At 67.7% G+C, this 25,923-nt stretch carries 25 protein-coding genes and 1 tRNA gene; 9 read left to right on the forward strand and 17 right to left on the reverse strand.

Annotated features, from left to right (window positions below; translation table 11 throughout):
* Window positions 1-3 precede the first annotated feature (3 nt).
* Both ACTPOI_RS14500 and ACTPOI_RS14505 read left to right on the forward strand, forming a co-directional pair.
* Entirely contained in the window at window positions 4-996 is a 993-nt protein-coding gene (locus ACTPOI_RS14500) for a 2-dehydropantoate 2-reductase (RefSeq protein WP_440109980.1), read from the forward strand.
* A 56-nt stretch (window positions 997-1,052) separates the two neighbouring features.
* Window positions 1,053-1,934 carry an EamA family transporter gene (locus ACTPOI_RS14505; protein ID WP_440109982.1) on the forward strand — a complete coding sequence of 294 codons (882 nt, stop codon included), beginning with the start codon at window positions 1,053-1,055 and terminating at the stop codon, window positions 1,932-1,934.
* A 271-nt stretch (window positions 1,935-2,205) separates the two neighbouring features.
* Here ACTPOI_RS14505 and ACTPOI_RS14510 read toward each other — a convergent pair.
* The 7 genes from ACTPOI_RS14510 to ACTPOI_RS14540 form a co-directional block, all read right to left on the reverse strand.
* Window positions 2,206-2,280: transfer RNA gene (locus ACTPOI_RS14510), tRNA-Arg, on the reverse strand.
* 66 nt (window positions 2,281-2,346) lie between these two features.
* Entirely contained in the window at window positions 2,347-6,813 is a 4,467-nt protein-coding gene (locus tag ACTPOI_RS14515; RefSeq protein WP_440109984.1) for a translocation/assembly module TamB domain-containing protein, read from the reverse strand.
* A 41-nt stretch (window positions 6,814-6,854) separates the two neighbouring features.
* The gene (locus tag ACTPOI_RS14520) at window positions 6,855-8,747 is read right to left on the reverse strand and encodes an autotransporter assembly complex protein TamA (protein ID WP_440112630.1); all 1,893 of its coding nucleotides are present in this window, start codon (window positions 8,745-8,747) and stop codon (window positions 6,855-6,857) included.
* 219 nt (window positions 8,748-8,966) lie between these two features.
* Window positions 8,967-10,154, reverse strand: coding sequence for a vWA domain-containing protein (locus tag ACTPOI_RS14525; RefSeq protein WP_440109986.1), 1,188 nt, complete (start codon window positions 10,152-10,154; stop codon window positions 8,967-8,969).
* 24 nt (window positions 10,155-10,178) lie between these two features.
* Entirely contained in the window at window positions 10,179-10,775 is a 597-nt protein-coding gene (locus ACTPOI_RS14530) for a GNAT family N-acetyltransferase (RefSeq protein ID WP_440109988.1), read from the reverse strand.
* A 5-nt stretch (window positions 10,776-10,780) separates the two neighbouring features.
* Window positions 10,781-11,020 (reverse strand): hypothetical protein, encoded by a 240-nt coding sequence (locus ACTPOI_RS14535; RefSeq protein ID WP_440109990.1) that lies wholly within the window; start codon window positions 11,018-11,020, stop codon window positions 10,781-10,783.
* Window positions 11,021-11,875: an AAA family ATPase gene (locus ACTPOI_RS14540; RefSeq protein ID WP_440109992.1), complete on the reverse strand. Its 855-nt coding sequence runs from the start codon at window positions 11,873-11,875 to the stop codon at window positions 11,021-11,023.
* Between the two features lie 107 nt (window positions 11,876-11,982).
* Between ACTPOI_RS14540 and ACTPOI_RS14545 the strand changes: the two genes are divergently transcribed.
* Window positions 11,983-12,648 carry a c-type cytochrome gene (locus tag ACTPOI_RS14545; protein ID WP_440109994.1) on the forward strand — a complete coding sequence of 222 codons (666 nt, stop codon included), beginning with the start codon at window positions 11,983-11,985 and terminating at the stop codon, window positions 12,646-12,648.
* A 130-nt stretch (window positions 12,649-12,778) separates the two neighbouring features.
* Here the strand turns inward: ACTPOI_RS14545 and ACTPOI_RS14550 are convergent, their stop codons facing one another.
* From ACTPOI_RS14550 to ACTPOI_RS14560, 3 genes are all read right to left on the reverse strand, one after another.
* Window positions 12,779-14,170 (reverse strand): ABC1 kinase family protein, encoded by a 1,392-nt coding sequence (locus ACTPOI_RS14550; protein WP_440109996.1) that lies wholly within the window; start codon window positions 14,168-14,170, stop codon window positions 12,779-12,781.
* Between the two features lie 8 nt (window positions 14,171-14,178).
* Window positions 14,179-14,640 (reverse strand): DUF3429 domain-containing protein, encoded by a 462-nt coding sequence (locus tag ACTPOI_RS14555; RefSeq protein ID WP_440109998.1) that lies wholly within the window; start codon window positions 14,638-14,640, stop codon window positions 14,179-14,181.
* A 154-nt stretch (window positions 14,641-14,794) separates the two neighbouring features.
* Window positions 14,795-15,229: a DUF1841 family protein gene (locus ACTPOI_RS14560; protein WP_440110000.1), complete on the reverse strand. Its 435-nt coding sequence runs from the start codon at window positions 15,227-15,229 to the stop codon at window positions 14,795-14,797.
* Between the two features lie 196 nt (window positions 15,230-15,425).
* On the opposite strand from ACTPOI_RS14560, the gene ACTPOI_RS14565 reads away from it, so the two are divergent.
* Window positions 15,426-15,647 (forward strand): hypothetical protein, encoded by a 222-nt coding sequence (locus tag ACTPOI_RS14565; RefSeq protein WP_440110002.1) that lies wholly within the window; start codon window positions 15,426-15,428, stop codon window positions 15,645-15,647.
* 178 nt (window positions 15,648-15,825) lie between these two features.
* Here the strand turns inward: ACTPOI_RS14565 and ACTPOI_RS14570 are convergent, their stop codons facing one another.
* A complete protein-coding gene (locus tag ACTPOI_RS14570) occupies window positions 15,826-16,626 on the reverse strand; it encodes an IclR family transcriptional regulator domain-containing protein (RefSeq protein WP_440110004.1) in 801 nt (266 codons plus the stop codon).
* Between the two features lie 141 nt (window positions 16,627-16,767).
* Between ACTPOI_RS14570 and ACTPOI_RS14575 the strand changes: the two genes are divergently transcribed.
* From ACTPOI_RS14575 to ACTPOI_RS14590, 4 genes are all read left to right on the forward strand, one after another.
* A complete protein-coding gene (locus ACTPOI_RS14575; RefSeq protein ID WP_440110006.1) occupies window positions 16,768-17,484 on the forward strand; it encodes a 3-oxoacid CoA-transferase subunit A in 717 nt (238 codons plus the stop codon).
* Between the two features lie 29 nt (window positions 17,485-17,513).
* Window positions 17,514-18,164 (forward strand): 3-oxoacid CoA-transferase subunit B, encoded by a 651-nt coding sequence (locus ACTPOI_RS14580; RefSeq protein WP_440110008.1) that lies wholly within the window; start codon window positions 17,514-17,516, stop codon window positions 18,162-18,164.
* A gap of 34 nt (window positions 18,165-18,198) precedes the next feature.
* Window positions 18,199-19,407, forward strand: a complete 1,209-nt coding sequence (gene pcaF, locus ACTPOI_RS14585; RefSeq protein WP_440110010.1) for a 3-oxoadipyl-CoA thiolase — start codon at window positions 18,199-18,201, stop codon at window positions 19,405-19,407.
* A 302-nt stretch (window positions 19,408-19,709) separates the two neighbouring features.
* On the forward strand, window positions 19,710-20,711 hold the full coding sequence (locus ACTPOI_RS14590; protein ID WP_440110012.1) for a Bug family tripartite tricarboxylate transporter substrate binding protein: 1,002 nt from the start codon (window positions 19,710-19,712) through the stop codon (window positions 20,709-20,711).
* An 86-nt stretch (window positions 20,712-20,797) separates the two neighbouring features.
* Here ACTPOI_RS14590 and ACTPOI_RS14595 read toward each other — a convergent pair whose 3' ends face one another.
* Window positions 20,798-21,400 carry a short chain dehydrogenase gene (locus tag ACTPOI_RS14595; protein ID WP_440110014.1) on the reverse strand — a complete coding sequence of 201 codons (603 nt, stop codon included), beginning with the start codon at window positions 21,398-21,400 and terminating at the stop codon, window positions 20,798-20,800.
* 114 nt (window positions 21,401-21,514) lie between these two features.
* On the opposite strand from ACTPOI_RS14595, the gene ACTPOI_RS14600 reads away from it, so the two are divergent.
* Entirely contained in the window at window positions 21,515-22,402 is an 888-nt protein-coding gene (locus tag ACTPOI_RS14600; RefSeq protein WP_440110016.1) for a LysR family transcriptional regulator, read from the forward strand.
* A 41-nt stretch (window positions 22,403-22,443) separates the two neighbouring features.
* On the opposite strand, the gene ACTPOI_RS14605 is transcribed toward ACTPOI_RS14600, so the two are convergent.
* From ACTPOI_RS14605 to ACTPOI_RS14625, 5 genes are all read right to left on the reverse strand, one after another.
* Window positions 22,444-23,400 carry a type II toxin-antitoxin system HipA family toxin gene (locus ACTPOI_RS14605; RefSeq protein WP_440110018.1) on the reverse strand — a complete coding sequence of 319 codons (957 nt, stop codon included), beginning with the start codon at window positions 23,398-23,400 and terminating at the stop codon, window positions 22,444-22,446.
* Between the two features lie 145 nt (window positions 23,401-23,545).
* Window positions 23,546-23,779 (reverse strand): hypothetical protein, encoded by a 234-nt coding sequence (locus ACTPOI_RS14610; protein ID WP_440110020.1) that lies wholly within the window; start codon window positions 23,777-23,779, stop codon window positions 23,546-23,548.
* The gene (locus ACTPOI_RS14615; RefSeq protein WP_440110022.1) at window positions 23,776-24,435 is read right to left on the reverse strand and encodes a helix-turn-helix transcriptional regulator; all 660 of its coding nucleotides are present in this window, start codon (window positions 24,433-24,435) and stop codon (window positions 23,776-23,778) included. Before ACTPOI_RS14615 ends, ACTPOI_RS14610 begins: the two co-directional genes overlap by 4 nt.
* Window positions 24,436-24,637: 202 nt before the next feature.
* On the reverse strand, window positions 24,638-25,105 hold the full coding sequence (locus ACTPOI_RS14620; RefSeq protein ID WP_440110024.1) for a PaaI family thioesterase: 468 nt from the start codon (window positions 25,103-25,105) through the stop codon (window positions 24,638-24,640).
* The gene (locus ACTPOI_RS14625; RefSeq protein ID WP_440110026.1) at window positions 25,105-25,797 is read right to left on the reverse strand and encodes a transglutaminase-like domain-containing protein; all 693 of its coding nucleotides are present in this window, start codon (window positions 25,795-25,797) and stop codon (window positions 25,105-25,107) included. The genes ACTPOI_RS14620 and ACTPOI_RS14625 overlap by 1 nt, the downstream gene beginning before the upstream one ends.
* Window positions 25,798-25,923: the final 126 nt, after the last annotated feature.

Raw genomic sequence — 25,923 nt, forward strand, 5'->3', positions numbered from 1 at the left:
CCAATGAAGTTCATCGTTCTGGGCGCGGGTGCCGTGGGTTGTTATGTGGGCGGCCGCCTGGCTGCACATGGCCAGCAGGTCTGCCTGGTGGGCAGGCCGCATGCGCTGGCGCCCATGGCCGACCAGGGCCTGCGCGTGACCGACCTCGATGGATTTGATACCCGGGTGCCCGCGGGCGGTCTGCAGCTGGCGCACACGCTGGCCGACGCTGCCCCCGGCCCTGGCAGCGTGGTGCTGCTGTGCGTCAAGAGCGGGGCCACGCAAGGCGCCGCACGCGAAATCGCCGCTGCCTGTGCCCCCGGCACTACGGTGGTGTCGCTGCAAAACGGCGTGGACAACGTGGCTGCCATCTCGGCAGGCGCGCCTGGTTTGCATGCGCTGGCGGGCATGGTGCCTTACAACGTCGTGCTGCGCGGGAACCATGTGCACCGGGCCACGGCCGGTGTGCTGCAGCTGGAGCGAGACCCCGTCACCAGCCAGATCGCGCTGGTGTTCAACGCTGCAGGCCTGGCCACCGGGCTGCCGGAAGGTATCCGCGCAGTGCAGTGGGGCAAGCTGCTGCTCAACCTGAACAACCCGGTCAACGCGCTGTCAGACCTGCCGCTGCGCGACGAGCTGCTCGACCGCGACTGCCGCCGCGTGCTGGCCGCCCTGCAGGCCGAGGCACTGCAGGCCATGGCGGCTGCAGGCATTGCGCCCGCCCAGGTCGCGGCCGTGTCGCCCACCGTGCTGCCGCGCCTGCTGCGCCTGCCCAACTGGCTTTTCACCCGCATCGCACGGCGCATGCTGCAGATCGACGCCTCGGCCCGCTCGTCGATGTGGGACGACCTCGAAGCCGGCCGCGTGACCGAGATCGATGCCATCTGCGGCGCGGTGGTGCGGCTGGCGGCGCAGCAGGGCCGGACCGCACCGCTCAACGCCCGCATGTGCGAACTGCTGGCCGGGCCGCGTCAGCGCCTTGCCGGCGCTCAAATGCGGCAGCTTCTCGGAATCTGAGCGCCACCGAATATGCCGGGCTGCACCGGCTGTGCAGCGCCCACTACAGTGTCGGCATGTCTGCTGCATCGCTCCACCGTTTCATCCCTTTCCTGGCCGTGCTCGGCTCCGTCACCGCGCTCGGCATTGGCACGTCGTGGGCCAAGCAGTGGCTGTTTCCGGCGGTGGGTGCGCAGGGCACTACCGCCATCCGCGTGGGCCTGTCAGCCGTCTTGATGCTGCTGCTGTGGCGGCCCTGGCGCTGGCGGCTGTCGCGTGCCGATGCGCAGGCGATAGCGCTGTACGGCGCGGCACTGGGCGGCATGAACCTGATGTTCTACATGTCGCTGCGCACGCTGCCGTTTGGCCTGGCGGTGGCCATCGAGTTCTCGGGTCCGCTGGCCGTGGCCATCTGGTCATCGCGCCGTGCGGTGGATTTTGTGTGGGTGGCGCTGGCCATGGCCGGGCTGGGCATGCTGCTGCCGTTGGGGCTCAATGGCAGCACGCTGGACCCCGTCGGGGTGCTCTATGCGCTGGCCGCCGCGGTGTTCTGGGCGCTGTACATCGTATTCGGCAAGCGGGCGGGGCATCTGCACGCGGGGCATACCGTCTCGCTCGGCCTGCTGGTGGCGGCGCTGGTGGTAGTGCCTGTGGGGGTGGCGCATGCGGGCGCGGCGCTGCTGTCGCCCACCGTGCTGCTCATCGGCGTGGCGGTGGCGGCGGTATCGAGCGCCATCCCCATCTCGCTGGAGATGATGGCCTTGAAGCGCCTGCCCAAGGAGGCCTTCGGCATCATGATCAGCATGGAGCCCGCCGTGGCGGCCGTGCTGGCCATGGCGCTGCTGGGCGAGCATCTGACGGCGCTGCAGTGGCTGGCCATCGGCTGCGTGGTGGCCGCGTCGATGGGCAGTGCGATGACGGCACGGCCCAGGCAGCCACAGGCAGTCGCAGCGGCATGACGCCGTCAGCCCGCAGGTCGCGCGGGGCTGGGTAGGCGACACGCCCGGCGAACGGAGAAGGGAGCGGGCGCTTCGTCAGCAGAACAGCAGCGCCATCAGGGCCACGTCTTCCGAGAGGTTCAGCAGTGCGTAGGTTGCCAGCCGGTGGGCCTGCACCACGAGCAGGCTGAAGAGATCTTGCAGTGACATCGTCACATCAGTGATTTGCTATGAAAAATATAGCTATCAGGCATTATGGAACGTGCGCCAGTGGCCGTTTTGACCCAAAACCTGGTCCCCTCAGCAGGAATCGAACCTGCATCTAGCGCTTAGGAGGCACTCGTTCTATCCATTGAACTATGAGGAGCAATATGAAGAGGCTGGGCAGCCGCGCATTGTAGGGGCTGCAGGCACGCTCTCTCGACCTGGCTGGTCAGTCGTACTTCACGGTGTAGATGATGTCCACCGCGCTCTTTTCACCGGTCTGGCCGCGCAGCGTGAGGCGCCGGGTCAGGTCATAGAAGATGTACAGCGTGCCCAGCGTGCCCGACAGGCTGCGCTCGTACGTCACGTACAGGTCCTTGGATAGCCGTTTGCCGAAGGTGAGGGCCGCGCCGGTGGCGTCCTGGCCCGTTCCCGGCCCCTTGAATCCGATTTCATCGAGCCCCACACGGCTGGCGATGTTGCCCGCGGTGTTGTTGTTGCCGCCGCGGCCCAGCAGTGCCAGCGCCGCCTGCTGCAGCACGGCGGCCTCGGCACCGCCGGCGGCGGCATCGCGGCCCAGCACCACCCACGACAGCTTTTCGGCATCCGGCAGCTCGGGGTCGGAATACAGCCGTACGCGCGGGGCCTGGGCGCTGCCAGTCACCTGCACGCCCGCGCGCACCGCAATGTTGGGCCGCAGCGCCAGGATGTCGAGCGACGGGTTGTTGTACGGGCCGTTGAAGCGGATGAGGCCGGTTTCCACGTCCAGCATCTGCCCCCAGGCGCGGTAGCGGCCCGCCTCGGTGCGCACCTCGCCGGTCACGCGCGGCGGGCCGCCGGGCACGCTGGCGCTGCGCACCTGCACCTCGCCGGTCAGGCGCGTGGTGATGCCGTGGCCATGCAGCGCAAAGTCGTTGCCCAGGTTGACGGTGACCGCCACATCCGGCGGCTTGAGGGTGTCGGGCTCCGTGGACGCGGCAGCCTGTGCTGCCTTGCCCGCTGCCTGTGCCTTGGCCTGATCCTCGCGGTCCTTGGAGGCCGAGCGCACCACCACGTCACTGCCCAGGCTGGGCGCTGATTCGTCGGGCAGGATGATCGTGGCGCGGTCGGCGGTGATGGTGCCGCGCACAGTAATCTGCCCCTGCTGCAGCCGCACCTGCAGCGGGCCCGACACGCTGAGCTGGCGGTCTGCCCGCACCAGCACCTGCAGCGCGCGTGCCTCGGCCTCGACATCCATCGAGATGCCCGACATGCCCCCCGACCCAGCTGGTGCGTCTCCCCAGCGGATACGGCCGCTGGCCGTGAGCGTGCCCCCATCAGCCGGTGCGGCCGTGCGGTTGCCGCTGAAACCGGCAATGCGCGCGCCACTGCCGCGCCCGCCCTGCAGGCGGAATTCGGTGATCTGCAGTTCGTTGCCACGCAGGTTGGCCCGCAGCCGGCCGCCTTGCAGGTCCACGCCATCGACCACCGAGCGCACGGCCAGGTCATCAGCCCCCAGCGTGCCGGCCCAGCGCGGCGCATCGCGCGTGCCCGACAGCGTGGCGTTGGCCTGCAGCGTGCCGCGCACGCGCCAGCCCGGCGGGGCCAGGGCCGACCACACGCCCATGTCGGGCAGACTGGCGCGCAGGGTGCCGGCCAAGGGCGCGTCAGCCGCCCAGGTGATGGCCGACAGGTCGGCCGTGCCGCTGCCCGGCACCAGGCGCGTGCTGGCGCTGGCGTCAATCTCTCCGGCGCGGTCGCTGGCCCACTGCAGGCGGGCGCGCAGGGCTTCGCCGTCGAGCTCCAGGGACACCTCGGCCTGCCGCACACCGGCCGGCGTGCCTGCGGCAGGCGTCGTGGCCGACGCCTCGGTGGCAATAGCTGCAACCTTGCCAGCAACCTTGCCCTGGCCGCTGCTTTGCACCGCCGTGACGGCGGTGGCGTCGCCCGCCAGGATGCGCAGGTCGCCACTGGCGCGCCGCAGGCTGGCACTGCCGCGCAGGCCCTGCATCGTGTTGATGTTCCATTGTCCGTCCAGCACCAGGCTGCTGGCCAGTCCGATGCGCGCGAGCAGAGGCTCTGTAGCCTGTCCTGCGGCGCCCGGTGTGGCGCCCAGGCCCAGGGCATCGACCCATGCCATGGGCAGGCCCTGCAGCGTGCCCTGGCTTTGAACCTGCAGGCCTGCCGCTGTGGAAACGCGCACGGGCTGCCACTGCAGCACTACCGTGCCGGGCGCCGGGCCGGTGATGCGCGCACGCCCGGCAGATGTCTCGACGGCCAGGCCAGCCGTGGTCGCGCGCGCTGCTGCGCTGGGCGAACCTGCGGCACTGCCCGTGCCACCGGGTGCATTCGACGGTGCGGCAGCCGCTGCGGGCGCAGTGCCCGGCGCTGGCGTGCGCGCAGTCACCGTCAATGGCTCTGCCAGTTGCAGCAGCCACGGCCCTGGCCGCTGTGCGTCCTGCACCTGAGCACGCAACGCATCGATCACCACGCGCCACTGCCCGCTGCCCACCAGGCCGCCACTCGCCCGGGTCTGCAACGCAATGCGCTGGGTCTGCTGTGGTGCGGCTGCGTTCAGGCGCGCCTCGCCTTCCAGCGAAAGCTGGGCCTGCGCCATGCTGCCCAACAGCGTGGCCTTGACCCCGCGCAGCTGCACGGCGGTGCCCGTGTTGCCACCGGCATCCGCAGATGACGGTAATTGCAGGTCGAGTTGCTGGGTGGATGCGCTGGCCTGCACCTCAAACCCGGGGGTAGTGGATGCGGCGTTGATGCCGGAGGCGCGCTGCCATTGCTGCAGTGCCGCTTCCCATCCACCCTTCCAGCGCACGCCGATCTGGGCCGCACCTTTGGCGCTGGCACCGGCCAGCATGGGCTGCAGATGGGCGCCCACCACAGGCAGGGTGGCGAGCCAGCGCAGGGTCTGGTCGGCGTCGGTCCATTGCAGCTGCGCCTCGCCTGCGCCGCTGCGCGCAGCCACGGAGCCGTTGGCACGCGCCGTGGCGCCTGGCAGCGTCAGCGCCAGTTGCCCCTGTGCCGATTTTTCGGCGGGCGCGATACGGAGTTTCGTAGCCTCGACCCGGGCCTGCAGGGCGTCGATCAGCAGGCGTTCCAGCAGCAAGGTTCCGCCCGCATCAGGCATGGCCGGGGCGGTGCCCACCGGACCAGAGGCTGGCACACGCCCGGGCTGCCAGGTGCCCTGTGCCTGCAAGGTCTGTATGCGCAGGGGCGCGGAGCGTGCAGTCTTCGGCGCAGTTGCCGCGGACCGGCCAGCAGCAGCACGGATGTCGGCGTTGAACCGCACCGCATCGCCCTGCATATCGGCTCGGATGCGGCCCGACAGCGGGGCGGCTTCCAGCGCCGTGTGCAATGCCGCGGGCGGCAGGTTGCGCAGCTCGGCCTGGCCGCTGACGGCGCCGGTGGCGGGGGTGAACTGGCCCTGCACCCCCGCGCTGCCGCTGCCCACGGTGAGCGTGGCGGAAGGCACCGTCCAGCGCCCGCTGGCAAGGCGGGCATCGGCCTCCAGCGCCGTCAGGGGCAGGCGGGCGGCATCCCAGGGGCCGGCCAGGTCATTGCGCAGACGGGCCTGTACCGACCAGCCCTCGGCCGGCGCGGTGCTCTCACCCGCGGCAGGAGCGGTAGCCCCCGTGGGGCCGACCTGCAAGCTACCGCTGAGCAGCGTGGCAGGGGCCTGGGGCCACAGGGCTGCAAGGTTGAGCGCCCGCAACGTGGCGGTGGCGGATTCCACCGGCTGGGGCGCCCAGGGGCGCAGCGTGGCCTGCAGGTCGGCCTGCATGGGTTCTGCGCCGGGCGCGGCGGCCTTGCTACCGGGAGCAGCAGCCGCAGGCGGGGCGGATGACCGGGTGGCGCCAGAGGCAGGCGCGGCCGAAGCGGGTGCTGCCGCCTCGGGGCGGATGCGTGCCTGCACCTGCAGTTGCGCCGCGGCCGTGGCCAGCGTGCCCTCCAGCGTGGCATGGGCCGCCGCCTGCAATGCTGCGCCGCCCCCGGGCACCTGTGTGCGCAGCGTGCCATCGACCGTGGCCTGCAATGCCATCGGCGCTTGGGCTTGCAGCGTGGCGCTGGCGCTGTAGCGGCCCTGGGCCAGGTCCACATTGGCAATGTTCAGCCGGTGTTCGCTACCGTCAAAGCGGTAGTCGCCCGCCAGGCCCAGCACCTGTACGGCGGGCGGGCCCGCCCAGTCGATCTGGTCCACGCGGAACGCCAGCCCCAGCTGGAGCGGCAGCACCAGTCGCTCTGGTGGGGGTGTCGGGTCTCGGGTTGGCGCATCGCGGCGGGTGATCTGCACACGGGCCGCATGGACGTCGCCCAGCTCCAGCCGGCGCTGCAGCAGCGGGGCCAGCTGCCAGCCGATGGTGATGTCGGTCACCTCCACCGCCATGCCGGGGCTGCTCCAGCGCAGCCAGCCGATGCGCCCGCCGCTGCGCAGTGCACCGCTCACTTCGCGGCTTTCCAGCTGCTGGTCGGCTGGCAGGTAGCGCGCCGCGCGCGCCAGCGCGGTGGCCAGCGATGTACTGCTGCCTGTCCACCACCAGAGCCCGGCGCCCAGCACCATCAGCAGAGCCACCAGGGCGGCCAGCACCCAGCCCAGCAGGCGCAGCGGACGCCTGCGTCGCGGTGCGGCGGGGCGGGGCGCAGACGCACCCGCGCTGAAATCCGTGGCGCGGGACGTGCTGGTCGGAGGGGGCGGGCTGGGCGGCATCCGTGGATCAGGTCAGGCGGGCAGGGCGCTCGGTGGGGCGGTCAGAAGCTGAAGCCCAGCCGCAGGTGGAGCCGCACGTCCTTGGACTTCACGCCGTAGGCCAGGTCGGCCTGCAGCGGCCCCACGGGGCTGCGCCAGCGCACGCCCGCACCCACGCCCACGCGCGGCGAGAGGTCGCCCACACGGTCGGCCACCGCACCGGCATCAATGAACACGGTGCTTTCCCAGTCGGTCATGGCCCCGCGGTAGACGATGGGGCGTTGCCATTCGGCACTGGCCACGGCCAGGTAGCGGCCGCCGTAGAGCTGGCCGTTGTCGGTGCGCGCGCCAATGCTGCGGTAGCCGTAGCCGCGCACGGTGGTGTCGCCGCCCGTGATGAAGAGCTGCGTGACCGGAATCTCGGCCCCGTCGCGCGCCAGCACCGCGCCGCCTTCGGCCCGCAGCGCAATGCGGGCGTTGCGGCCAGTGCCTGCCTCGTCCACCACCCGCCCCGCCGGGATGAAGGTTTGCCAGCGGAGCAGCGCCCGCACAAAGGGGTCGCGCTCGGGCCGCAGGGTGGTGCCCACGCCCAGCTCGGTGGCAAGGCCGTGGCCGCTGGTGGGGGCGGTCTGGTTGTTGAAGTACCGGCCTGTCCAGCCGTAGTTGATGCTGATGGCGCTGCCCGATGGCGGCGCGTTCAGGCCCTGGCTCAAGGCGTAGTCGTACTGCACAAAGTAGTTGCGGTCGATGTTGCGCGTACTTTTGCTGCGGCCCGAGCGCACGCGGCCGCTGTTCACGTCGTAGTCGCCGGTGTTTTCTCGCTGCAGCTGGGCGCCGGCAAACCAGCGCCAGCCGTTTTCGTCGGGCAGTGCAGTGGCTTCGCTTTCGATGCGCTGGGTTTCGCGGTCCAGCGAGAGTTTGGTCACCGCACGCCAGCCAATGCCGGGCAGCCGGTTGTGGATGTGCTCCAGCGACAGCCGGGCACCGCTGTCGGTCGAAAAGCCGGGGCCGAACACCAGCTTTTGCAGCGGTGCCTCGCGGACCTGGGCCACCACGGGCGCGGCCGCGGGGTCGGTGCCTTCGGTGTCCAGGGTGAGGAACACGGCGTCGTAGTAGCCGCTGCTGGCCAGCCGCAGCTGGGCATCCAGCATCTCGGCCTCGTCGTAGGTGGCGCCGGTGGGCAGGCGTGCCAGGCGCCGGGTGCCGTCGGGGTCGTAGCGCTCGTTGCCCTGCACGCGCAGCGGGCCGAAGCGGTAGGCCGGGCCGGTGTCGTACGTCACGCCCAGCTTGGCCTCGTGGGTGTCGGCATCGATCTCGGCGCGGCTGTTGGCAATGCGTGCTGCCGGGTGGCGCCGCGCCTGCAGCTGACGCAGGCCGCCGGTCTTGGCGGCGTCCCAGGCCGACTGGGTGAAGGGCTGGCCGGGCGCCAGCGACCAGTCGCGCTGCACGCGCTGCTGCTGGCGCCGCGTGCCGCGGGCATCGTCGCCAGCGGTTTCGGCAAAGCCGATATCTGCGCTGGCAATGCGCGTCTGTGGCCCAGGCTCCACCGTCACCACCACCGTGCGCGGGGCCTCGCGGCTTCCGGGCGTGTCGGTCAGCTCGACCGTGATGGTGGGCGCAAAGTAGCCCATGGTGCCCAGCAGCTCGCGCGCGTTGGCGTCTGCCGCGCCCAGCAGACGCTGCAGTTCGTTGGCCTGCAGGTCAGGCATGCGGCGAAAGCGCTGCAGTTCCAGATGGCGTTCCAGCGTGTCGCGCACGGTGTCGGGGGCACGCACGTCCACGGCAAACGACGGCGCGCCGGATTCGACGATCACGGGGCCGGTGCCGGCTGCATCGGCAGCGTTGCTGTCACGGCTCAGCGGCAGCAGGCTGCAGCCCTGCAGCAGCACCGCGCCGCACAGCAGCAGCGCAGACCCGAGGGCCTGCGTTGGCAGCAGCACGGATCGGCGAAGGATGCAGGAATGCACGGGGATGGAGGAGGAACGGGTCAGTGGAGCAGGCCGGGTGCGAGGGAGCGACAGAAGGGCTGCGTATGCGGCCGCGGGCGGCAACGGAAGCCCCGCACATCGCACACCGCACGCCAGCGCCACTATGCCCAGAAACGGGCGGCCCCCGTGTCAGACAGTTTCGCCCGATACCGGCAGGGCACCGGGCCTGCTACCGGGCCGCCAAGCTTACTTGGACAGCAGGCGCATGGTTTCTTCCAGACCCTTGAGCGAGAGCGGGAACATGCGGTTGCCAGTGAGCTGCTGGATGATGCTGATGCTCTGGCGGTACTGCCACACGCCCTGCGGTTCGGGGTTGATCCACGCGAACTTGGGGAACGCGTGCGTCAGGCGCTGAATCCATTCCGCGCCCGGTTCCTCGTTGTTGTACTCCACGCTGCCGCCGGGCTGCAGGATCTCGTACGGGCTCATGGTGGCGTCGCCCACGAAGATCAGCTTGTAGTCCTTGTTGTACTTGCGGATGATGTCCCAGGTCGGAAACTTCTCGGCAAAGCGGCGGCGGTTGTTCTTCCACATGAAGTCGTACACGCAGTTGTGGAAGTAATAGAACTCCAGGTGCTTGAACTCGGTCTTCACGGCGCTGAACAGTTCTTCAACCCGCTGGATGTGCTCGTCCATGGTGCCGCCCACGTCCATCAGCAGCAGCACCTTCACGTTGTTGTGCCGCTCGGGCACCATCTTGATGTCGAGGTAGCCCGCGTTGGCCGCGGTGCTGCGGATGGTGTCGGGCAGATCGAGCTCCAGCTCATGCCCCTCGCGCGCGAATTTGCGCAGGCGGCGCAGCGCCACCTTGATGTTGCGCGTGCCCAGCTCTTGCTGGTCGTCGTAGTCCTTGTAGGCGCGCTGCTCCCACACCTTCACCGCGCTCTTGTTCTTGCCTGCGCCGCCAATGCGCACACCCTGCGGGTTGTAGCCGCCGTGGCCAAAGGGGCTGGTGCCGCCGGTGCCGATCCACTTGTTGCCGCCTTCGTGGCGCTCTTTCTGTTCTTCGAGGCGCTTCTTGAGCGTCTCCATCAGCTCGTCCCAGCCCATCTTCTCGATGGCAGCTTTTTGCTCGGGCGTGAGTTCGTTCTCCAGGATCTTGCGCAGCCAGTCGGCCGGGATCTCCTTGGTGAAGTCGGCCACCATCTCCACGCCCTTGAAGTAGGCGCCGAAGGCACGGTCGAACTTGTCGTAGTGCTTCTCGTCCTTGACGAGGGTGAGGCGCGAGAGGTTGTAGAAGTCGTCCAGCGCCCATGCGTCGTCAGACTTGGGGCCCACCACGCCGGCCTGCAACGCTTCGAGCAGGGTGAGGTATTCCTTCACGGACACGGGCAGCTTGGCTGCGCGCAGGGTGTAGAAGAAGTCAACTAGCATGTTTTTGGCCTCCAGCGGACGTATCTATTGCGCTCGCTGCTCTAAAAGGTATAGCAATTGCGCCCGGGCTTCGGGCCACTCGCCCGATCGCATGCTGTACATCACCGTGTCGCGGATGGTGCCGTCGCGGCGCAGCGCATGGCCGCGGATCACGCCGTCCTTCTTCGCGCCCAGGCGCTCGATGGCGCGTTGCGAGGCAAAGTTGAAGTTGTCGGTGCGCCAGCCCACCACGTGGCAGCCCAGCGTGTCGAAGGCGTGGCCCATCATCAAGAGCTTGGCGGTGGTGTTGACGTGGGTGCGCTGCACGCTCTGGCGGTACCAGGTGTAGCCAATTTCCACCCGCTTCACGGCGGGCAGGATGTCGTGGTAGCTGGTGGTGCCCAGCACGGTGTCGGTGGCCTCGTCCACCACGGCAAAGGCAAAGCGGTTGCCGTCTTCGCGCATCGTCAGGGCGGCTTCGATGTAGGCGCGGGTGTCCTGCGGTTCAGGCACCGAGGTGATGCGCAGCTTCCACAGCTGGCCGTCGGCGGCGGCTGCGCACAGCCCGTCTTCGTGCGAAAGCGCCAGCGGCTCCAGCCGCACGCCGCGCGCGCACAGGGTCACAGGTTCCACAAACGCCATCCCGCCTACTCCTTGCGGCTGGCCTTTGCCTGGCTGGTCTGCCAGCGCTTGGACAAATGCAGGCCCAGCCCGCCGCCCAGGCCCACCAGGGCAATCCCGAGCAGGCTGCCCGCGCCGTAGCCGTCTGCAAATATGTCCAGGCCCAGCAGCTGCCCGATCCAGTAGCCCAGCAGGGCGCCGCCCACAAAGCCCACGGCGTCAGCAATGCCGCTGGCCAGCAGTTTCCCGGTGTCGTTGTCGCTCACTTAGCGGTTCCTCTGGTTCATGAAGACCAGCTTTTCAAACAGACTCACGTCCTGCTCGTTCTTGAGCAGCGCGCCCACCAGCGGCGGCACTGACACCTTGTTGTCGGCGCTTTGCAGGGCCGACAGCGGGATGTCTTCGGCCACCAGCAGCTTGAGCCAGTCGATCAGCTCGCTGGTCGAGGGCTTCTTTTTCAGGCCTGGCAGGTTGCGCACGTCATAGAACGTCTTCATCGCCACGGTGAGCAGCTCGCTCTTGAGCGTGGGGAAGTGCACGTTGACGATTTGGCGCATCGTGTCGGCTTCCGGGAACTTGATGAAGTGGAAGAAGCAGCGGCGCAGGAAGGCGTCGGGCAGCTCCTTTTCATTGTTGGAGGTGATGAACACCAGCGGGCGGTGCTTGGCCTTGATGAGTTCGCGCGTTTCGTAGCAGTAGAACTCCATGCGGTCGATCTCGCGCAGCAGGTCGTTCGGGAACTCGATGTCGGCCTTGTCGATCTCGTCGATCAGCAGCGCGACGGGCTCGTCGGCGGTGAACGCCTGCCACAGCACGCCCTGGATGATGTAGTTGCGGATGTTCTTGACGCGTTCGGCGCTGTCGCCATCGTTGAGCTGGCTGTCGCGCAGGCGGCTCACGGCGTCATATTCATACAGGCCCTGCTGCGCCTTGGTGGTCGATTTGATGTGCCATTGCAACAGCGGCATATTCAGCGACTGGGCCACTTCCTCGGCCAGCATCGTCTTGCCGGTTCCGGGCTCGCCCTTGATGAGCAGCGGGCGTTGCAGGGTGATGGCCGCGTTCACGGCAAGCATCAAGTCCTGTGTGGCGACGTAGTTCTCGGAGCCTTGAAATTTCATGGGAGCGGATCACCGAATTAGTTGATGAATGGGCTTGACAGGCGCTGGCTATAATCGACGGCTGATCAGAGCCCAGAGCTGAACTTCCACGAGATTGTGCGCGCAAAATGAACAAAACGCTGACCACGCTATTCGCCCTGGCTGTCGCTTCCGTGACCGCTTTCTCCCATGCCCAGGAAGCCAAAGGCAACGTGGAAGCGGGCAAGCAAAAGATCGCCATGTGCATCGGCTGCCACGGCATTCCGGGCTACCAGGCGAGCTTCCCGGAAGTGCACCGGGTGCCCATGATCTCGGGCCAGAACGCCAAGTACATTGCGGCGGCGCTCGTTGCATATCAGAAGGGCGAGCGCAAGCACCCCACGATGCGTGGCGTGGCCACTTCGCTGACCGACCAGGACATCGCCGACATGGCGGCCTACTACGAGCAGCATGGCAAGACGGGCGCCGAATTGCCCGCCAAGCCATCGCGTGAGCCGAGCGTGCAAGTGGCCGAACTCCTGAAGAAGGGCGCCTGCGTTTCGTGCCACGGCGACAACTTCGCCAAGCCCATCGATCCTTCGTACCCGAAGATCGCCGGCCAGCATTCCGACTACCTGTTTGTGGCCCTCAAGGCCTACAAGGCCGACGCACGTAACGCCAACCTGGGCCGCAGCAACGCCATCATGGGCGGCGTCTCCAAGCAGTTCACCAACGCGGAGCTGAAGGCCCTGGCCAACTACATCGGCTCGGTCGAAGGCGACCTGCACGTGGTGCCCCAGTCGCGCTTTCGCTGATCAGCCCTACACCGGTCAGTGTTGACCGGCCTGCAAAGCCCGCTGCGTGCGGGCTTTGTTGTTTCTGGCCGCGCCGAACGCTTTGAGAGCGCCGCCGCAGGCCGCAGGGCGCGGCCGTCTGCGCCCGGGGTTACCTCGCGGCCATCGTCGGGTTTTCAGGCCCATCCAGCCACGGCGAAACCAGTGCCTGCACCGGCACCTGCGCGCCCAGGCGTGCGGCCAGCAGGTACAGGCCGCCCAGCTTGCGGTGCAGAAAGATCGCGTCGGCCGGCGGTGTGTGCCAGAAGTCGCGCTCCATGCTCAGGGCCATGCCCGCATCGCGGATGCGCGCGGCCAGGTCTGAAGTGCCGAAGTCGTACAGCCCCGGCGCACGCAGCGGCTCACAGGCGGTGAGGAACAGGTCCACCACTGCGTCGCGCTGCGCTGGCACGATGGCGGCGCCGAAGTAGCCGATGGCTTCGGCCGCTGCGGCAACGCCCGCGCGGTCTCCATCGCGCGCCGCACACATCAGGTGTCGGTAGCCGCGCACGATGTCCGGTCCGTAGGCGCGCGTGGCGCCAAAGTCCAGCAGCACGATGCGGCCGTCGGGCTGCACCCGGAAGTTGGCGAGGTTGGGGTCAGTCTGTACCCAGCCGAACTCGAACAGCTCGCGAAACAGCAGGCGCATGAGTTCGGTGGCGGCCGCATCGCGCCGCGCGGCAGGTGCATGCACCAGGGATTCCACGGGTTCCCCGGCCACGAAATCCATGGCGAGCACCGTGGGGGCGCAGAAGCGGGCGTCGGTGCGCGGCAGCACAAAGGCCGTGTCGCCTTCCAGCAGCGTGCCGAACCGCTCCAGGCACTCGGCTTCGCGCACGTAGTCGGCTTCCTCGTGCAGCTGGCGGCGCGCTTCGGCGAGCAGCGGTGCAATGTCCAGCCCGCGGGGCAGCAGGCCCGATACGCGCAGCAGCATGGCGACATTGTCGACATCGCTGTCGATGCTCTGGGCGATGCCGGGGTACTGGATCTTGATGGCCAGCTCGCGGCCATCCTTCGTGCGCGCACGGTGCACCTGGCCGATAGAGGCCGCTGCGATGGGGGTGAAGCCAAACTGCGCGAAGCCCTGGTCCCAGCCTGTACCCCAGGCAGCGGTCAATACCTCGTCCACCTGGCCCAACGGCATGGGGCGTGCATCCGCACGCAGGCGCGAAAGAATTTCGGTCAGCTCAGGCGGCAGCAGATCGCCCGCGTCCATGGACAGCAATTGGCCGACCTTCATGGCGGCGCCGCGCAGCTGCGCAAGCTGGTCGGCCACGCGGCGGGCGTTGGCGGGCGTGAGCAGCAGGTCGCGCACGCTGGGCCGCTCGCCCTGGGACCAGCGCCGCACGCCTTCGGCCACCATGCCCGACGCCAGCCCGGTGGCCAGGCCTCCCATGCGTGCCAAGCGCCCGATGCGGCCTTGCGGAACGGCAGACGTGGCCTGCCCGGGGCTGGTGCCGTAGTCGTGTGCAGCGGCGGGGGAAGGGGGCGACGGCGCGGCCATGGTGTTCTTCAGCGCGTGCTGGCCCAGGCGCCCAGCGCCAGGCAGGTACAGGCTACGCTGGTGAGCTGCACGCGCAGGCGCAGGTACCAGGGGGCCAGCATGGCGCTGCGTTGCAGGCGGAAATCCTGCGCGAGGTGCGCGGCGAATCCGGCGATGAGCAGGGCGGCGCCGGCCGCAGGCGGCACCAGCAGGGCGGGCCAGGCCAGCAGCGATGGCACCACGCTCCAGGCAAAACTGGCGTGCCGCTGGCGAAGCGTGAGGTCGGGCAGCGTCATGGCGAATCCCCAATGCAGGGCACCCACAAAGCTCAGGATGACGGCGCCGTAGCCGATCAGCGCGGGCACCCACCAGGTGCTGCGCAGCGCGGGCCAAGCCAGGCATGCGGTGGCCAGCGCCAGAAACGGAATGAGGCCGCCATAGCCAAGCCACGTGACCGATACGGGGCGCTGGACGGGAATCGTGACGGGCATGGTGGAGTCGTGAAAGCCGGACTGCACGCATTGTGCAAACAATGCCCACCGAACGCCGGGGCGCGGCCACAAGACCTTCAGGGTCGGGAGGGTGCGCTCACCCGTGTCACGCCGTTGGGGCAGTGCGCAGTGGTGCCGGCGGCCATGGTGTCAGTCAGTCGCGCGTGGCGCGCCGCTGCACGGCAGCCACGTAGGCATCGCCATCGGGCGGGCGACCCGAGCGCTGGCTGTCCCACAGCATCTGGCCCAGGCATTCCATGGCGGCGTGGTGGGCGTCGTGCAGTGAATCGAGCCGCTTGGCCAGCAGCTCTACCGCCTGGCGAATGCCGCGCGGCTGGTCGATGCTGCACTGCTCGCTGATCGACAGGTGCATCGACAGGTGCAAAAAGGGGTTGGTCTGTGCCGGCGTTTCGTCGTAGTTGCGCCCTACGGCGGCGTCGCTGTCGGCCAGGTCGGTGTGGTATTCGGGATGCTCGGCAATCCACAGGCTGGCCAGCGTCTCGATGGCCTCCATGGGAGCGCCGATTTGCGTTTTGGCGTGCACGCCGCACATGAAGCGGCGCACGTCGGCTTGCGTGGGATTGAACATGGGCGCAGAGCGTAGCACGCAGGGTGAATGCCGTTGCGCCGCCCGGCGGCGCGACCCTTGGCCGTGCTGCCACGTGCGGTCGGCGCTGCGTCCTACGCGCGCGTGAGGTGTGCTCCCCTACATTTGGCGAGCGCAAAGACCGGAAGCCGGGTCCGCTTTGCCCCAACCATCAATCCCGGCAACGGGAGGAAATTTCATGAATGCAATGCGAATCGTCGGTGTGCTGTTGTTGATGCTGGGCCTGGCCGGGTTTCTGACGGGGGGCTTCAGCTTCACCAGGGACACCACGCAGGCCAAGCTCGGTCCGCTGGAGCTCACGGTCAAGGAAAAGGAATCGGTGAATATTCCGGAGTGGCTGAGCCTGGGCGCCATGGTGCTGGGGGGCGCGGCGCTGGTATTGGGGTTCCGTCGCAAGTGATATCCGGCGACCGCTGATGAGGCGTGTAGCGGGTGATTCAACGGGCACGCCGTTGATCGCGCTGAGCCGCCGTTGATGTCGCCCCGGTCCTCCATCCCGTCCGCAAGGCGCATTTCCCGCCGCCCTTTCTGCCATGGGCCATCGTGGCGCACTGTGGCGTCGCCACCGCGCTCGGACCTCACCCCCGGGGCGTCCCCATCATCCTGGATATCGTCTTGGCCGCGCGCAGCAGCGCCGGCAGCAGGCTTTCCTGCATCACCGCGGCGCTGGTGCGGTTCGCCTGCCCGCTGATGTTCAGCGCGGCCACCGTTTGCCTCGAGCGGTTGGTGAGCGGCGCCGCGACCGAGATCAGGCCTTCTTCCAGCTCCTGATTCACCAGGCACCACCCTTGCTGGCGTGCCTGGCGGATATGGGCCATCAGCGCATCCACCTCGGTGGTGGTGTGTTCGGTAAATCGTTCCATGGGGTGGTGTTGCAGCCGCTCGCGCAGGGCGTCATCGGGCAGCCCTGCCAGCAGCATGCGGCCCATTGACGTCCAGCAGGCTGGCAGGCGCGAACCCACGCCCAGGCTGGTGCGCATGATCTTGTGCGTGGGCACGCGCAACACGTACACGATGTCCAGCCCGTCGAGCACGGCAGCCGATGACGACTCGCGCACCTCTTCCACCAAGTCCTCCATCACGGGCTCGGCCAGGTTCCAGATGGGCAGCGACGACAGGTACGCAAACCCCAGGTCCAGGATGCGCGGCGTCAGGCGGAACAGCCGGCCATCACTCTCCACATAACCCAGCGTCTGCAGCGTGAGCAGGATGCGGCGCGCGCCGGCGCGGGTAAGACCCGTCTGCGCCGCGACTTCGCTCAGCGTCTGCTGCGGCGTGGTGGCGCTGAACGAGCGGATTACTTCGAGCCCGCGCGCGAACGATTGCACATAGCTATCGCCCGGCTTTGGGTCTTGCGTTTCTGGGGCTTGGGAATTCATAAGTGGCCGACTATAATTCTTTTAGCGAACAAATGTTCGTATAGCGAACAAAATGATCGGTGCAGTTGCCGTTCAGTTTTCGCGGCGCGGTACTGGGCCGGGGGCTTTCGGTGCATCACTTCACGGAAAAGGCGGTTTTCGATGATCAACAAATTGGCGGATTCGGTGGCGCAGGCCCTGGCGGGCGTGAAGGATGGTGCCACGGTCCTGATTGGCGGTTTTGGCACAGCGGGCATCCCCGGTGAGCTGATCGACGGGCTCATTGCCCAGGGCGCGCGCGATCTGACGGTGGTGAACAACAACGCCGGAAATGGCGACCAGGGCCTGGCAGCGCTGCTCAAGGCGGGGCAAGTGCGCAAGATCATCTGCAGCTTTCCGCGCCAGGCCGACAGCTACGTGTTTGACGAGCTCTACCGCAGCGGCAAGCTGGAGCTGGAACTGGTGCCCCAGGGCAACCTGGCCGAGCGCCTGCGTGCTGCCGGGGCGGGCATCGGCGCATTCTTTTGCCCCACGGGCTACGCCACCGAGCTGGCCCGCAATGCCGATGGCACGCCTAAGGAAACGCGCGAGATCAACGGAAAGCACTACGTGCTGGAGCACCCGATCCACGGCGACGTGGCGCTCATCAAGGCCGAGAAGGGTGACCGCTGGGGCAACCTCACCTACCGCATGTCGGCGCGCAATTTCGGCCCCGTAATGGCCACCGCCGCGAAGACCACGATTGCCACCGTGCACGAGGTGGTGGAACTGGGCGCGCTGGACCCCGAGGCCATCGTGACCCCCGGCATCTTCGTGAGCCAGGTCGTGAAGATCGAACGCACTGCCACCCAGGCCGGCGGATTCAAGAAATCGGCATGAAAACGGCCTGAAGCCCAGAAAGAACATCCATGAGCAGCTATCAAAAGCGTAGTAAAGAAGAGCTGGCCAAGCGCGTGGCGCAGGACATCCACGACGGCGCCTACGTCAACCTCGGCATCGGCCAGCCCACCCTGGTGGCCAACCACATCCCTGAGGGGCGCGAAGTCATCCTCCAAAGCGAAAACGGCATCCTGGGCATGGGCCCGGCACCGGCCGCAGGCAGCGAAGACTACGACCTCATCAACGCCGGCAAGCAGCCTGTGACGCTGCTGCCCGGCGGCGCGTACTTCCACCACGCCGACAGCTTTGCCATGATGCGCGGCGGCCACCTCGACATCTGCGTGCTGGGCGCGTTCCAGGTGTCGGCCACGGGTGACCTCGCCAACTGGAGCACGGGCGAGGCCGGCGCTATCCCCGCCGTGGGCGGTGCGATGGACCTGGCCATCGGTGCCAAGCAGACCTGGGTAATGATGGACCTTCTGACCAAGCAGGGCGCCAGCAAGATCGTCACGCAGTGCACCTACCCGCTCACCGGTGTCGCCTGCGTGAAGCGTATCTACACCGATCTGTGCACACTGGCCTGTACGCCCACCGGGCTGCAGCTGATCGACTTGGTGCCCGGCCTATCGCTGGCCGAGCTGGAGCAACTGGTGGGCCTGCCCATCCGTCCGGCAGCCTGACGCGACACATTTTCAGATTTCAGGAGACACATTCATGACGACACCCCAAGCCTTCATCTGCGACGCCATCCGCACGCCCTTCGGCCGCTACGGTGGAGCCTTGTCCAGCGTGCGCACCGATGACCTCGGCGCCATCCCCCTCAAGGCGCTGATGGAGCGCAACCCCGGCGTGGACTGGGCGGCAGTGACCGACGTGATCTACGGCTGCGCCAACCAGGCCGGCGAAGACAACCGCAACGTGGCCCACATGAGCAGCCTGCTGGCGGGCCTGCCGATCGACGTGCCCGGCGCCACCATCAACCGCCTGTGCGGTTCGGGCCTGGACGCCGTGGGCACCGCCGCCCGCGCCATCAAGTCCGGCGAAGCCGGGCTGATGATTGCCGGCGGGGTGGAGAGCATGAGCCGCGCGCCGTTTGTGATGCCCAAGGCCGAGTCGGCCTTCAGCCGCAACAACGCGGTGTACGACACCACCATCGGCTGGCGCTTCATCAACAAGCTGATGAAAGAAAAATACGGCGTGGATTCCATGCCCGAAACCGCCGAGAACGTGGCCGTGGACTTCAAGATCGAGCGCGAAGCTCAGGACCAGATGGCCCTGCGCAGCCAGCTCAATGCCGTGGCTGCCATCAAGGCTGGCCACCTGGCACGCGAGATCGTGCCCGTGCACATCCCTCAGAAAAAGGGCGATGCGATCATCGTCAGCCAGGACGAACACCCCCGCGAGACCAGCATCGAAGCGCTGGCCAAGCTCAAGGGCGTGGTGCGGCCGGATGGCTCGGTGACGGCTGGCAACGCCAGCGGCGTGAACGACGGCGCCTGCGCGCTGCTGCTGGCCGATGAAGCCCACGCGGCCAACTATGGCCTCAAACCCCGCGCCCGCGTGGTGGGCATGGCCACGGCCGGCGTGGCCCCGCGCATCATGGGCTTTGGCCCCACGCCCGCCACGCTGAAGGTGCTGGCGCAGACGGGCCTGACCATCGACCACATGGACGTGATCGAGCTGAACGAAGCCTTTGCCGCCCAGGGCTTGGCCGTGCTGCGCGCACTGGGCCTGAAGGACGACGACGCCCGTGTGAACGCCTGGGGTGGCGCCATTGCCCTGGGCCACCCGCTGGGCGCCAGCGGCGCGCGCCTGGTCACCACGGCCGTCAACCGCCTGCATGAGCACGCCGGCAAGTACGCGCTGTGCACCATGTGCATTGGCGTGGGCCAGGGCATTGCGTTGATCATCGAACGCGTCTGACCGCTGGCGGGCTGCAGGGCTCAGCCGAACGGCGCAGACGCCACCAGCTCGGTGGCCTGATGTGCTGGGACGCCCACAGCTTGCAGCCCGTAGCCCCACGCGACTGCGTGTCGATTGCAACTGCCGCGGCGGCATTGCGCGCACGCCGTGCGGCGTTGCCACCCCGGGCCCACCCGCGCGGTGGCGCTTTGACTACCAAGTCTTGGCCGGTTCCATCCCGCCGGCCCAGGCGCTGGCGTGGCCCACCCATGGCCGCAGACCAGCCCCACGTTCACCCATCCTCACCCTCAGGAGCAATGCACATGTCTTCATCCCGCACGACGATCACCACCCGCCGCGGCTTCGCCCTGGGCGCAGTGCTGTCTGCCGCCCTGCTGGCCACCAGCCCGGCTGCGCTGGCGCAGGCGTACCCCAGCAAGCCCATCACCATCATCGTGCCGTTCGCAGCCGGGGGCACCACCGACATCCTGGCGCGCATCGTGGGCCAGGCGCTGACGACCGAGCTGGGTCAGCCCGTGGTGGTGGACAACCGCGCGGGCGCGGGCGGCAACATTGGTGGTGCAGCCGCTGCCAAGGCCGCGTCCGACGGCTACACCCTCTTCATGGGCACGGTGGGCACGCACGCCATCAACGCCAGCCTGTACAAGAAGATGCCGTTCGACCCGGTCAAGGACTTTGCGCCCCTGACCCGCGTGGCCACGGTGCCCAACCTGCTGGTGGCGCACCCCAGCCAGCCGTTCAAGACCGTCAAGGACATGATTGCCTACGCCAAGGCCAACCCCGGCAAGCTCACGTTTGGCTCGCCCGGCAGCGGTGCATCGCCCCATGTGTCGGGCGAGCTGTTTCGCAGCATGACCGGCACCGACCTGCTGCATGTGCCCTACAAGGGCAGCGCCCCGGCCATGACGGACCTGCTTGGCGGTCAGATCTCGATCATGTTCGACAACATGCCCTCGGCCATCCAGCATGTGCGCAGCGGCAAGCTGGTGCCCATTGCCGTCACCACGGCCAAGCGCTCGCCCGAGCTGCCCAACGTGCCCACCATCGCCGAGTCCGGCGTGCCAGGTTATGAGGCCACGTCGTGGTTCGGCATGTTTTCCCCGGCCGCGACGCCCGCGCCCGTGGTGGCGCAGCTCAACAAGGCCATCGTCAAGGTGCTGAACCAGCCCGATGTGAAAAAGAAGATTGCCGAGCAGGGCGGCGACGTGGTGGCCGAGACGCCGGAGCAGTTTGCGGCCTTTATCAAGGCTGAAAGCACCAAGTGGAGCAAGGTCGTCAAGGAATCGGGTGCCAGCGTGGATTGATGACTGGGTAGTCCATTTGCTACTTAAAACATAGCAATAAGTGCAATCATCAAAAGCACTAGCAGCCGATTTGGCTTGAAAATCCCTTACTGCACGCGGTACACGCGCCCCGTCTGCCCGCCCTCCACGCTGCGCTGGTAGGCGCGGGCCACGCGGTCGGCGGGCACCGTGTCAAAGCCGGGGAAGAACGGACCATACGCGGGCACCGATTCCGTGAGGATGGTGGGGCTCACGGCGTTGATGCGCAGGCCGCGCGGCAGCTCGATGGCGGCCGCGGCCACAAAGGCCTCGATGGCAGCGTTCACGGCGGTGGCGTTGGCGCCGTTGCGGATGGGTTCCACCGCCAGGATGCCGCTGGTGAGCGTGATGGAACCCCCGTCAGCCAGCGTGTGCTGCGCAAGCAGTGCCAGTTGCACCTGGCCCAGCAGCTTGTCTTGCAGGCCCAGGTTGAACTGCGCGGCGGTCATGCTGGCCAGCGGGCCGAAATGCAGGTTGCCCGCCGTGCAGACGATGGCATCGACCTTGCCGACTTGGGCCAACAGCTGCTCGAGCGAATCGGGTTGCGAAAGATCGGCCCGGTGGTCGCCGCTGCTGCGGCCGGCAGTGACCACGCTGTGGCGCGCGGCCAGGTTGGCATGCACGGCCTGACCGATGGTGCCGCTGGCGCCGATGAGAAGAATTCGGGACATGGTGTTTTCCTTTGAGAAGGGTTGGTGAAGCACAGCCCTGATTGTTTTGTGAATCAAATAGCGCATAAAGTACGCTTGAGTTCACCAAGAATTAACGGATGATTAGGAATAGCCATGGACAAGCTGCGCAGCATGGAAGTGATGGTGGCCGTGGTGGAGTCGGGCAGCTTCGCGTCCGCAGCGCGCCAGCTTGACGTGTCCGCCGTGATGGTGGGCAAGCACGTGCATCAGCTGGAGGCGCACCTGGGCGCGCGGCTGTTTCAGCGCAGCACGCGTCAGAACTCTTTGACGGAAGTGGGTGCCGCCTTTTACGAAGACTGCCGGCGCGTGCTGGAGCAGGTGCGCTGGGCCGAATCGGCCGTGGAGCGCAGCCGCGCCGTGCCGCAGGGCCTGCTACGGGTGAGCGCGCCGTTCACACTAGGCAACCATGTGATTGCGCCCGCGGTGGCCGACTTTCTGCTGCGCAACGAGCAGGTGCGGGTGGATTTGCAGCTGTCAGACAGCGTGGTGGACCTGACCGGGGACGGCTTTGACGTGGCCGTGCGCATTGGCCGCGTGGCCGACGAGGGCCTGGTGGCGCGGCCCCTGGCGCCCTATCGCATGGTGATTGCCGCGGCGCCCGCGTACTTGGAGCGCCACGGCGCACCGCTGCACGCGGCCGACCTGGCGCGCCACCAGTGCCTGAGCCATTCGGTGTGGCAGCGCCGGGTGGAGTGGACGCTGCGCGAGGATGGTACGGACTACTTCTGGCCCGAGTACGCGCGCATGGTATGCAACCAGGGCGACGGGCTGCGGCAAGCCGCGCTGCGGGGGCTGGGCCTGGTCATGCAGCCCGAAGTACTGCTGGCCCAGGACCTCGCCAGCGGCGCGCTGGTGGAGGTGCTGCAGCACTGCCTGCCCGCGCCGCGTCCGGTGCACCTTGTCTACCCGCCCGACCGGCGGCAGCTGCCCAAGCTGGCGCGGTTTGTGGAGCACATGGTGCAGGCGCTCGGGACGCCTTGAGCGCGTGCCGGCGGCAGATGGTCCCTGGGCGTTTCGCCCGTTCAGCAGTACGCGTCCCGCTGCATTTTTAGCGCCGGACGGTCGATGCTGGCTACCAGTGCTTCCATGTCTGCGTTGCACACGCCCATCTGGCCAAAGTGCGCGGGCCAGCGGTCCACCACGCGCGCAACGTCCTGTACGAGCGCAATGGCGCGGGCGCGGGTGATTCCGAATTCGCTCAGCTCTGTCAGCGCGTTGTCCAGCGTGGACTCGGCGCCATGCCGGCCCACCACCATGGCCTGGTAGCCCATGTTCTGCAGCGTGGGCACCACATCGAAGGCCGGCGCCAGGTCGTAGTAGCCATCAAACCCCAGGCGCAGGCAATGGTTGCGTTCGTGGTCGTCGGTGTTGTCCATCAGGATGTTGAACACCATGCGGCGAAACAGCTCCTCGCGCAGCGCCTTTTGCCGGTCGGGGTGGGCCTGGCGCAGCAGCACGGTGGCCAGCGCGCCGTAGCTTTCGGGCAGCCCTGCGGCGGCCAGTGCGGTGCGGGCGGAAATGCAGTGCACGCGCAGATCCATCTGGTGGATCTGTACCCTGTCAAAGCGCTCGATGGTCAGCGCATGGCGTGCCCTTCGCCCCGCCTGTACGCGAGCAAGGGGCAGTACGCCCGTCGTGGCGACCTGAATTCCTGCCTGCGCGGCCAGCGTCATGGTGGCGTGTTCGATCAGCGGTGTGTCCACCGCGTCGTCCAGCTCGCTGAACTTGATGACATAGGGGCCGCGTTCGGTTTGCAGCAGCGCCTTGGGCCGCGCGCCGCCCAGGGTGACGCCGGGCTGCACCAGCCTCTGGATTTCGGTGGTGACGGGGGCTTGCGCCTGAACGTCTTCCACGGCGCGCACCAGTGCATCAAGGTCGCGCAGTTGCGGGTAGGGGCCGATGCGTCGGGGGATGTAGCGCTCGGCCGATGTGGAGATGCCCAGTGCGCCGAAGCGGTCGTCGCCGGCAAACAGCAGCATCTCGAGGATGGACAGCCGGGCAGGCCGGTCGACGTGGCGGATGATGCGCTCGCCCCAGCGGTCGGGCCGCGCATCGTCGATGGCGCCGGGGGCGCTGTCCTTGTGGCCCGTGCTGAACAGCTGACCGGCTATGAGGGGCAGGTCTTCACTCAGGGTCCCACCAGTCTGGCGCGTAGGTGAACGTGGCGCAGTTGGGTACCAGTTGCGACAGGCTGACCGAGCCGACGAGCACCGGGTGGGCGGGGTTGACCAAGGCCCAGACGTAGAGGGTGTCTTGCGGGATGTAGTCACGCGGTATGACTTGGGGCGCGCGGTGTGGCGATGCTCCAGGCGCGCGCTGGTGCGCTGCACGGGGTGTTGCAGCGGGCCGCCTGGTCATGGACGCGCCTTCTTGCGGCCCGACACCAGGGCCGCCAGACCAGCCGCCGTACTGTTGGGTGCGCGGGCGGGCAGGTTGGTCGCCGCGTCAGGCGGGGCGTGGTCAGCGGCGGGCGCAAGGGGTTGGCCCGGGCTGGCGAATGGCTTTGCCTCTGCCTCGGCCACCCTGTGGATGGCGTGCCCTGGTATGGGCATGACGCCTGCCCCTGGATGCCTGGCGGCTGCCGTGGCCTTGCGACCAGCGCGAGAGCGGGACGCTCCAGGAATTGGGGGGGTATCTTGGCTCAAGGGCTTGGTGAGAGCGCCTTCTGCCGTCTCTGCGGGGGGCTGCGCGCGGGCCGCTGCTCGGGCCGGTGCACGCGTGCGCGCCACTTCGCGCTCCAGTGATGCCATGTCGTTCTGCGGCGCAATCAGGTCGGCCAGCCCCTGGGCCTGGTTGATGAGCCACATGCACATCACATAAGACGCCATGGACACGGACGGATCGCCCCGTTCGATGCGGGCCATGGTGGGCTGCGATACACCTAGCCGCTGCGCCCACTGGGCCTGAGTTTCGCGGCGGCGCTTGCGCGCGGTCACGATGTTTTGCGCAAGCAGCGCAATCTGCTGGCGCACGGCGTGGGGGTAGTCAGCAGGGCTGGTGTTTTGAAATGGCATTCATAGATATTAGTTCAGAACAGAAAAATAAACATCTATGAATTTTAAAGCGACTTTTTCGACTGCCGTTACCCGAAAGAGTATTCACAAATATAAGAAAAATCTGTTTTATCGGAAGTCTATGAATATCTGTACGCCTTCAGCACGGGTGCCTCCGTGTTCGCGCCGTGCTGCCCACCCGTGGCACAAGCAGCCGCAGCGGCTACTCCGAGGCCTCTGCAGGCACCTCAGGCCCGATCTTGAACACCCCGCTGACTCGCGCGCACGGCACGCCATCGGCAGACACCAGCCCCTGCGCAAACACCAGTGACCGCGTCACGCGCAGCGGTTCGGCCTCGCCTTCCACCCAGGCGCCCAGCGCGGCGGGGGCCAGGTAGTCGATCTGCAGGCTGATGGTCGGCAAGAACCGGTTGTGCACCTGCTCGCTTTTGCGGTGCACCGACAGCGGCAGCAGCATGTCGCAAAAGCTGGCCATCATGCCGCCGTGCAGGTTGTTCATGGGGTTCACATGGTGGGGCAGCACCCGAAAGCCGAACTTCACCACGCTGCCCTGGTGCGCCAGGTACAGCGGGCCGTTGTGCTGGATGAACGGGCCTCCGGCCACCAGCGGCGCAAAGCCTTCCGGAATGTCTGGGTGCGTGGCGGCAGGGCTGTGGGCTTGCCTCGGCATCAGCGGGCTTCCTTTTCGTTGTCAATGTCGCGGTCGAAGCTGGCGCTCTGCAAGCTGCTGCGGGTGGCGTTGCCTTCCAGCCAGCCGCCATACACATCCTGAAAGTCGCGCACGATCTCCTCCAGCGGTAGGTCATCAAACGTGCCGCGCTGGTGCACGTACTCCATGTGGCGCTGGCCGGTCTTGTCGAACGGGTGGTAGATCGAGTCGGCGTGCCCGTCGAACTCCAGCGGCAGCAAGCCGAATTTGTCGCACAGCTCGATGTTGAAGGCGGGCGTGGCCTTGCGCCACTGGCCGTCGATCCAGATGTCGGTGTAGCCATGCCAGATGAAGAGGTCGGTCTTCATCGTCTCGCGCATGCGGGCGGTGCTCAGGTGGTTGCGCACGTCGGCAAATCCCATGCGGGCCGGTATGCCTGCGGCGCGGCAGGCGGCGGTCAGCAGGGCGGCCTTGGGCACGCACCAGCCGTGGCCGTGGGCCAGCACGCTGCTGGCGGCCATGCCTGCGGGCGAGAGGTCGATGCTGTACGGGTCGTACCGAAAGCCGTCGCGCACGGCCAGGTACAGGGCTGCCGCGCGTTCGCGGTCGGTGCTGCCCTGCGCGTGCTGCGCGGCAAAGGCCTGTACGGACGGCGCATCGCTGTCGATGAGTGCCGTGGCGGAGAGCGTGGCGGGGCTGGGTGGGGTGGTCATGGCGGCGTCCTCGGAGCAAGGGCAGGTCGGGTGCCCGGCAATCGGAACACCGTGCAGCCAAAGTGTGGGACTCGCCGGGCGTGAAAACTGTCGCCAGCGTGCCACCCTGGGCGGGCGGCAGGTTTG

This window comes from Acidovorax sp. BL-A-41-H1, from assembly GCF_051942715.1.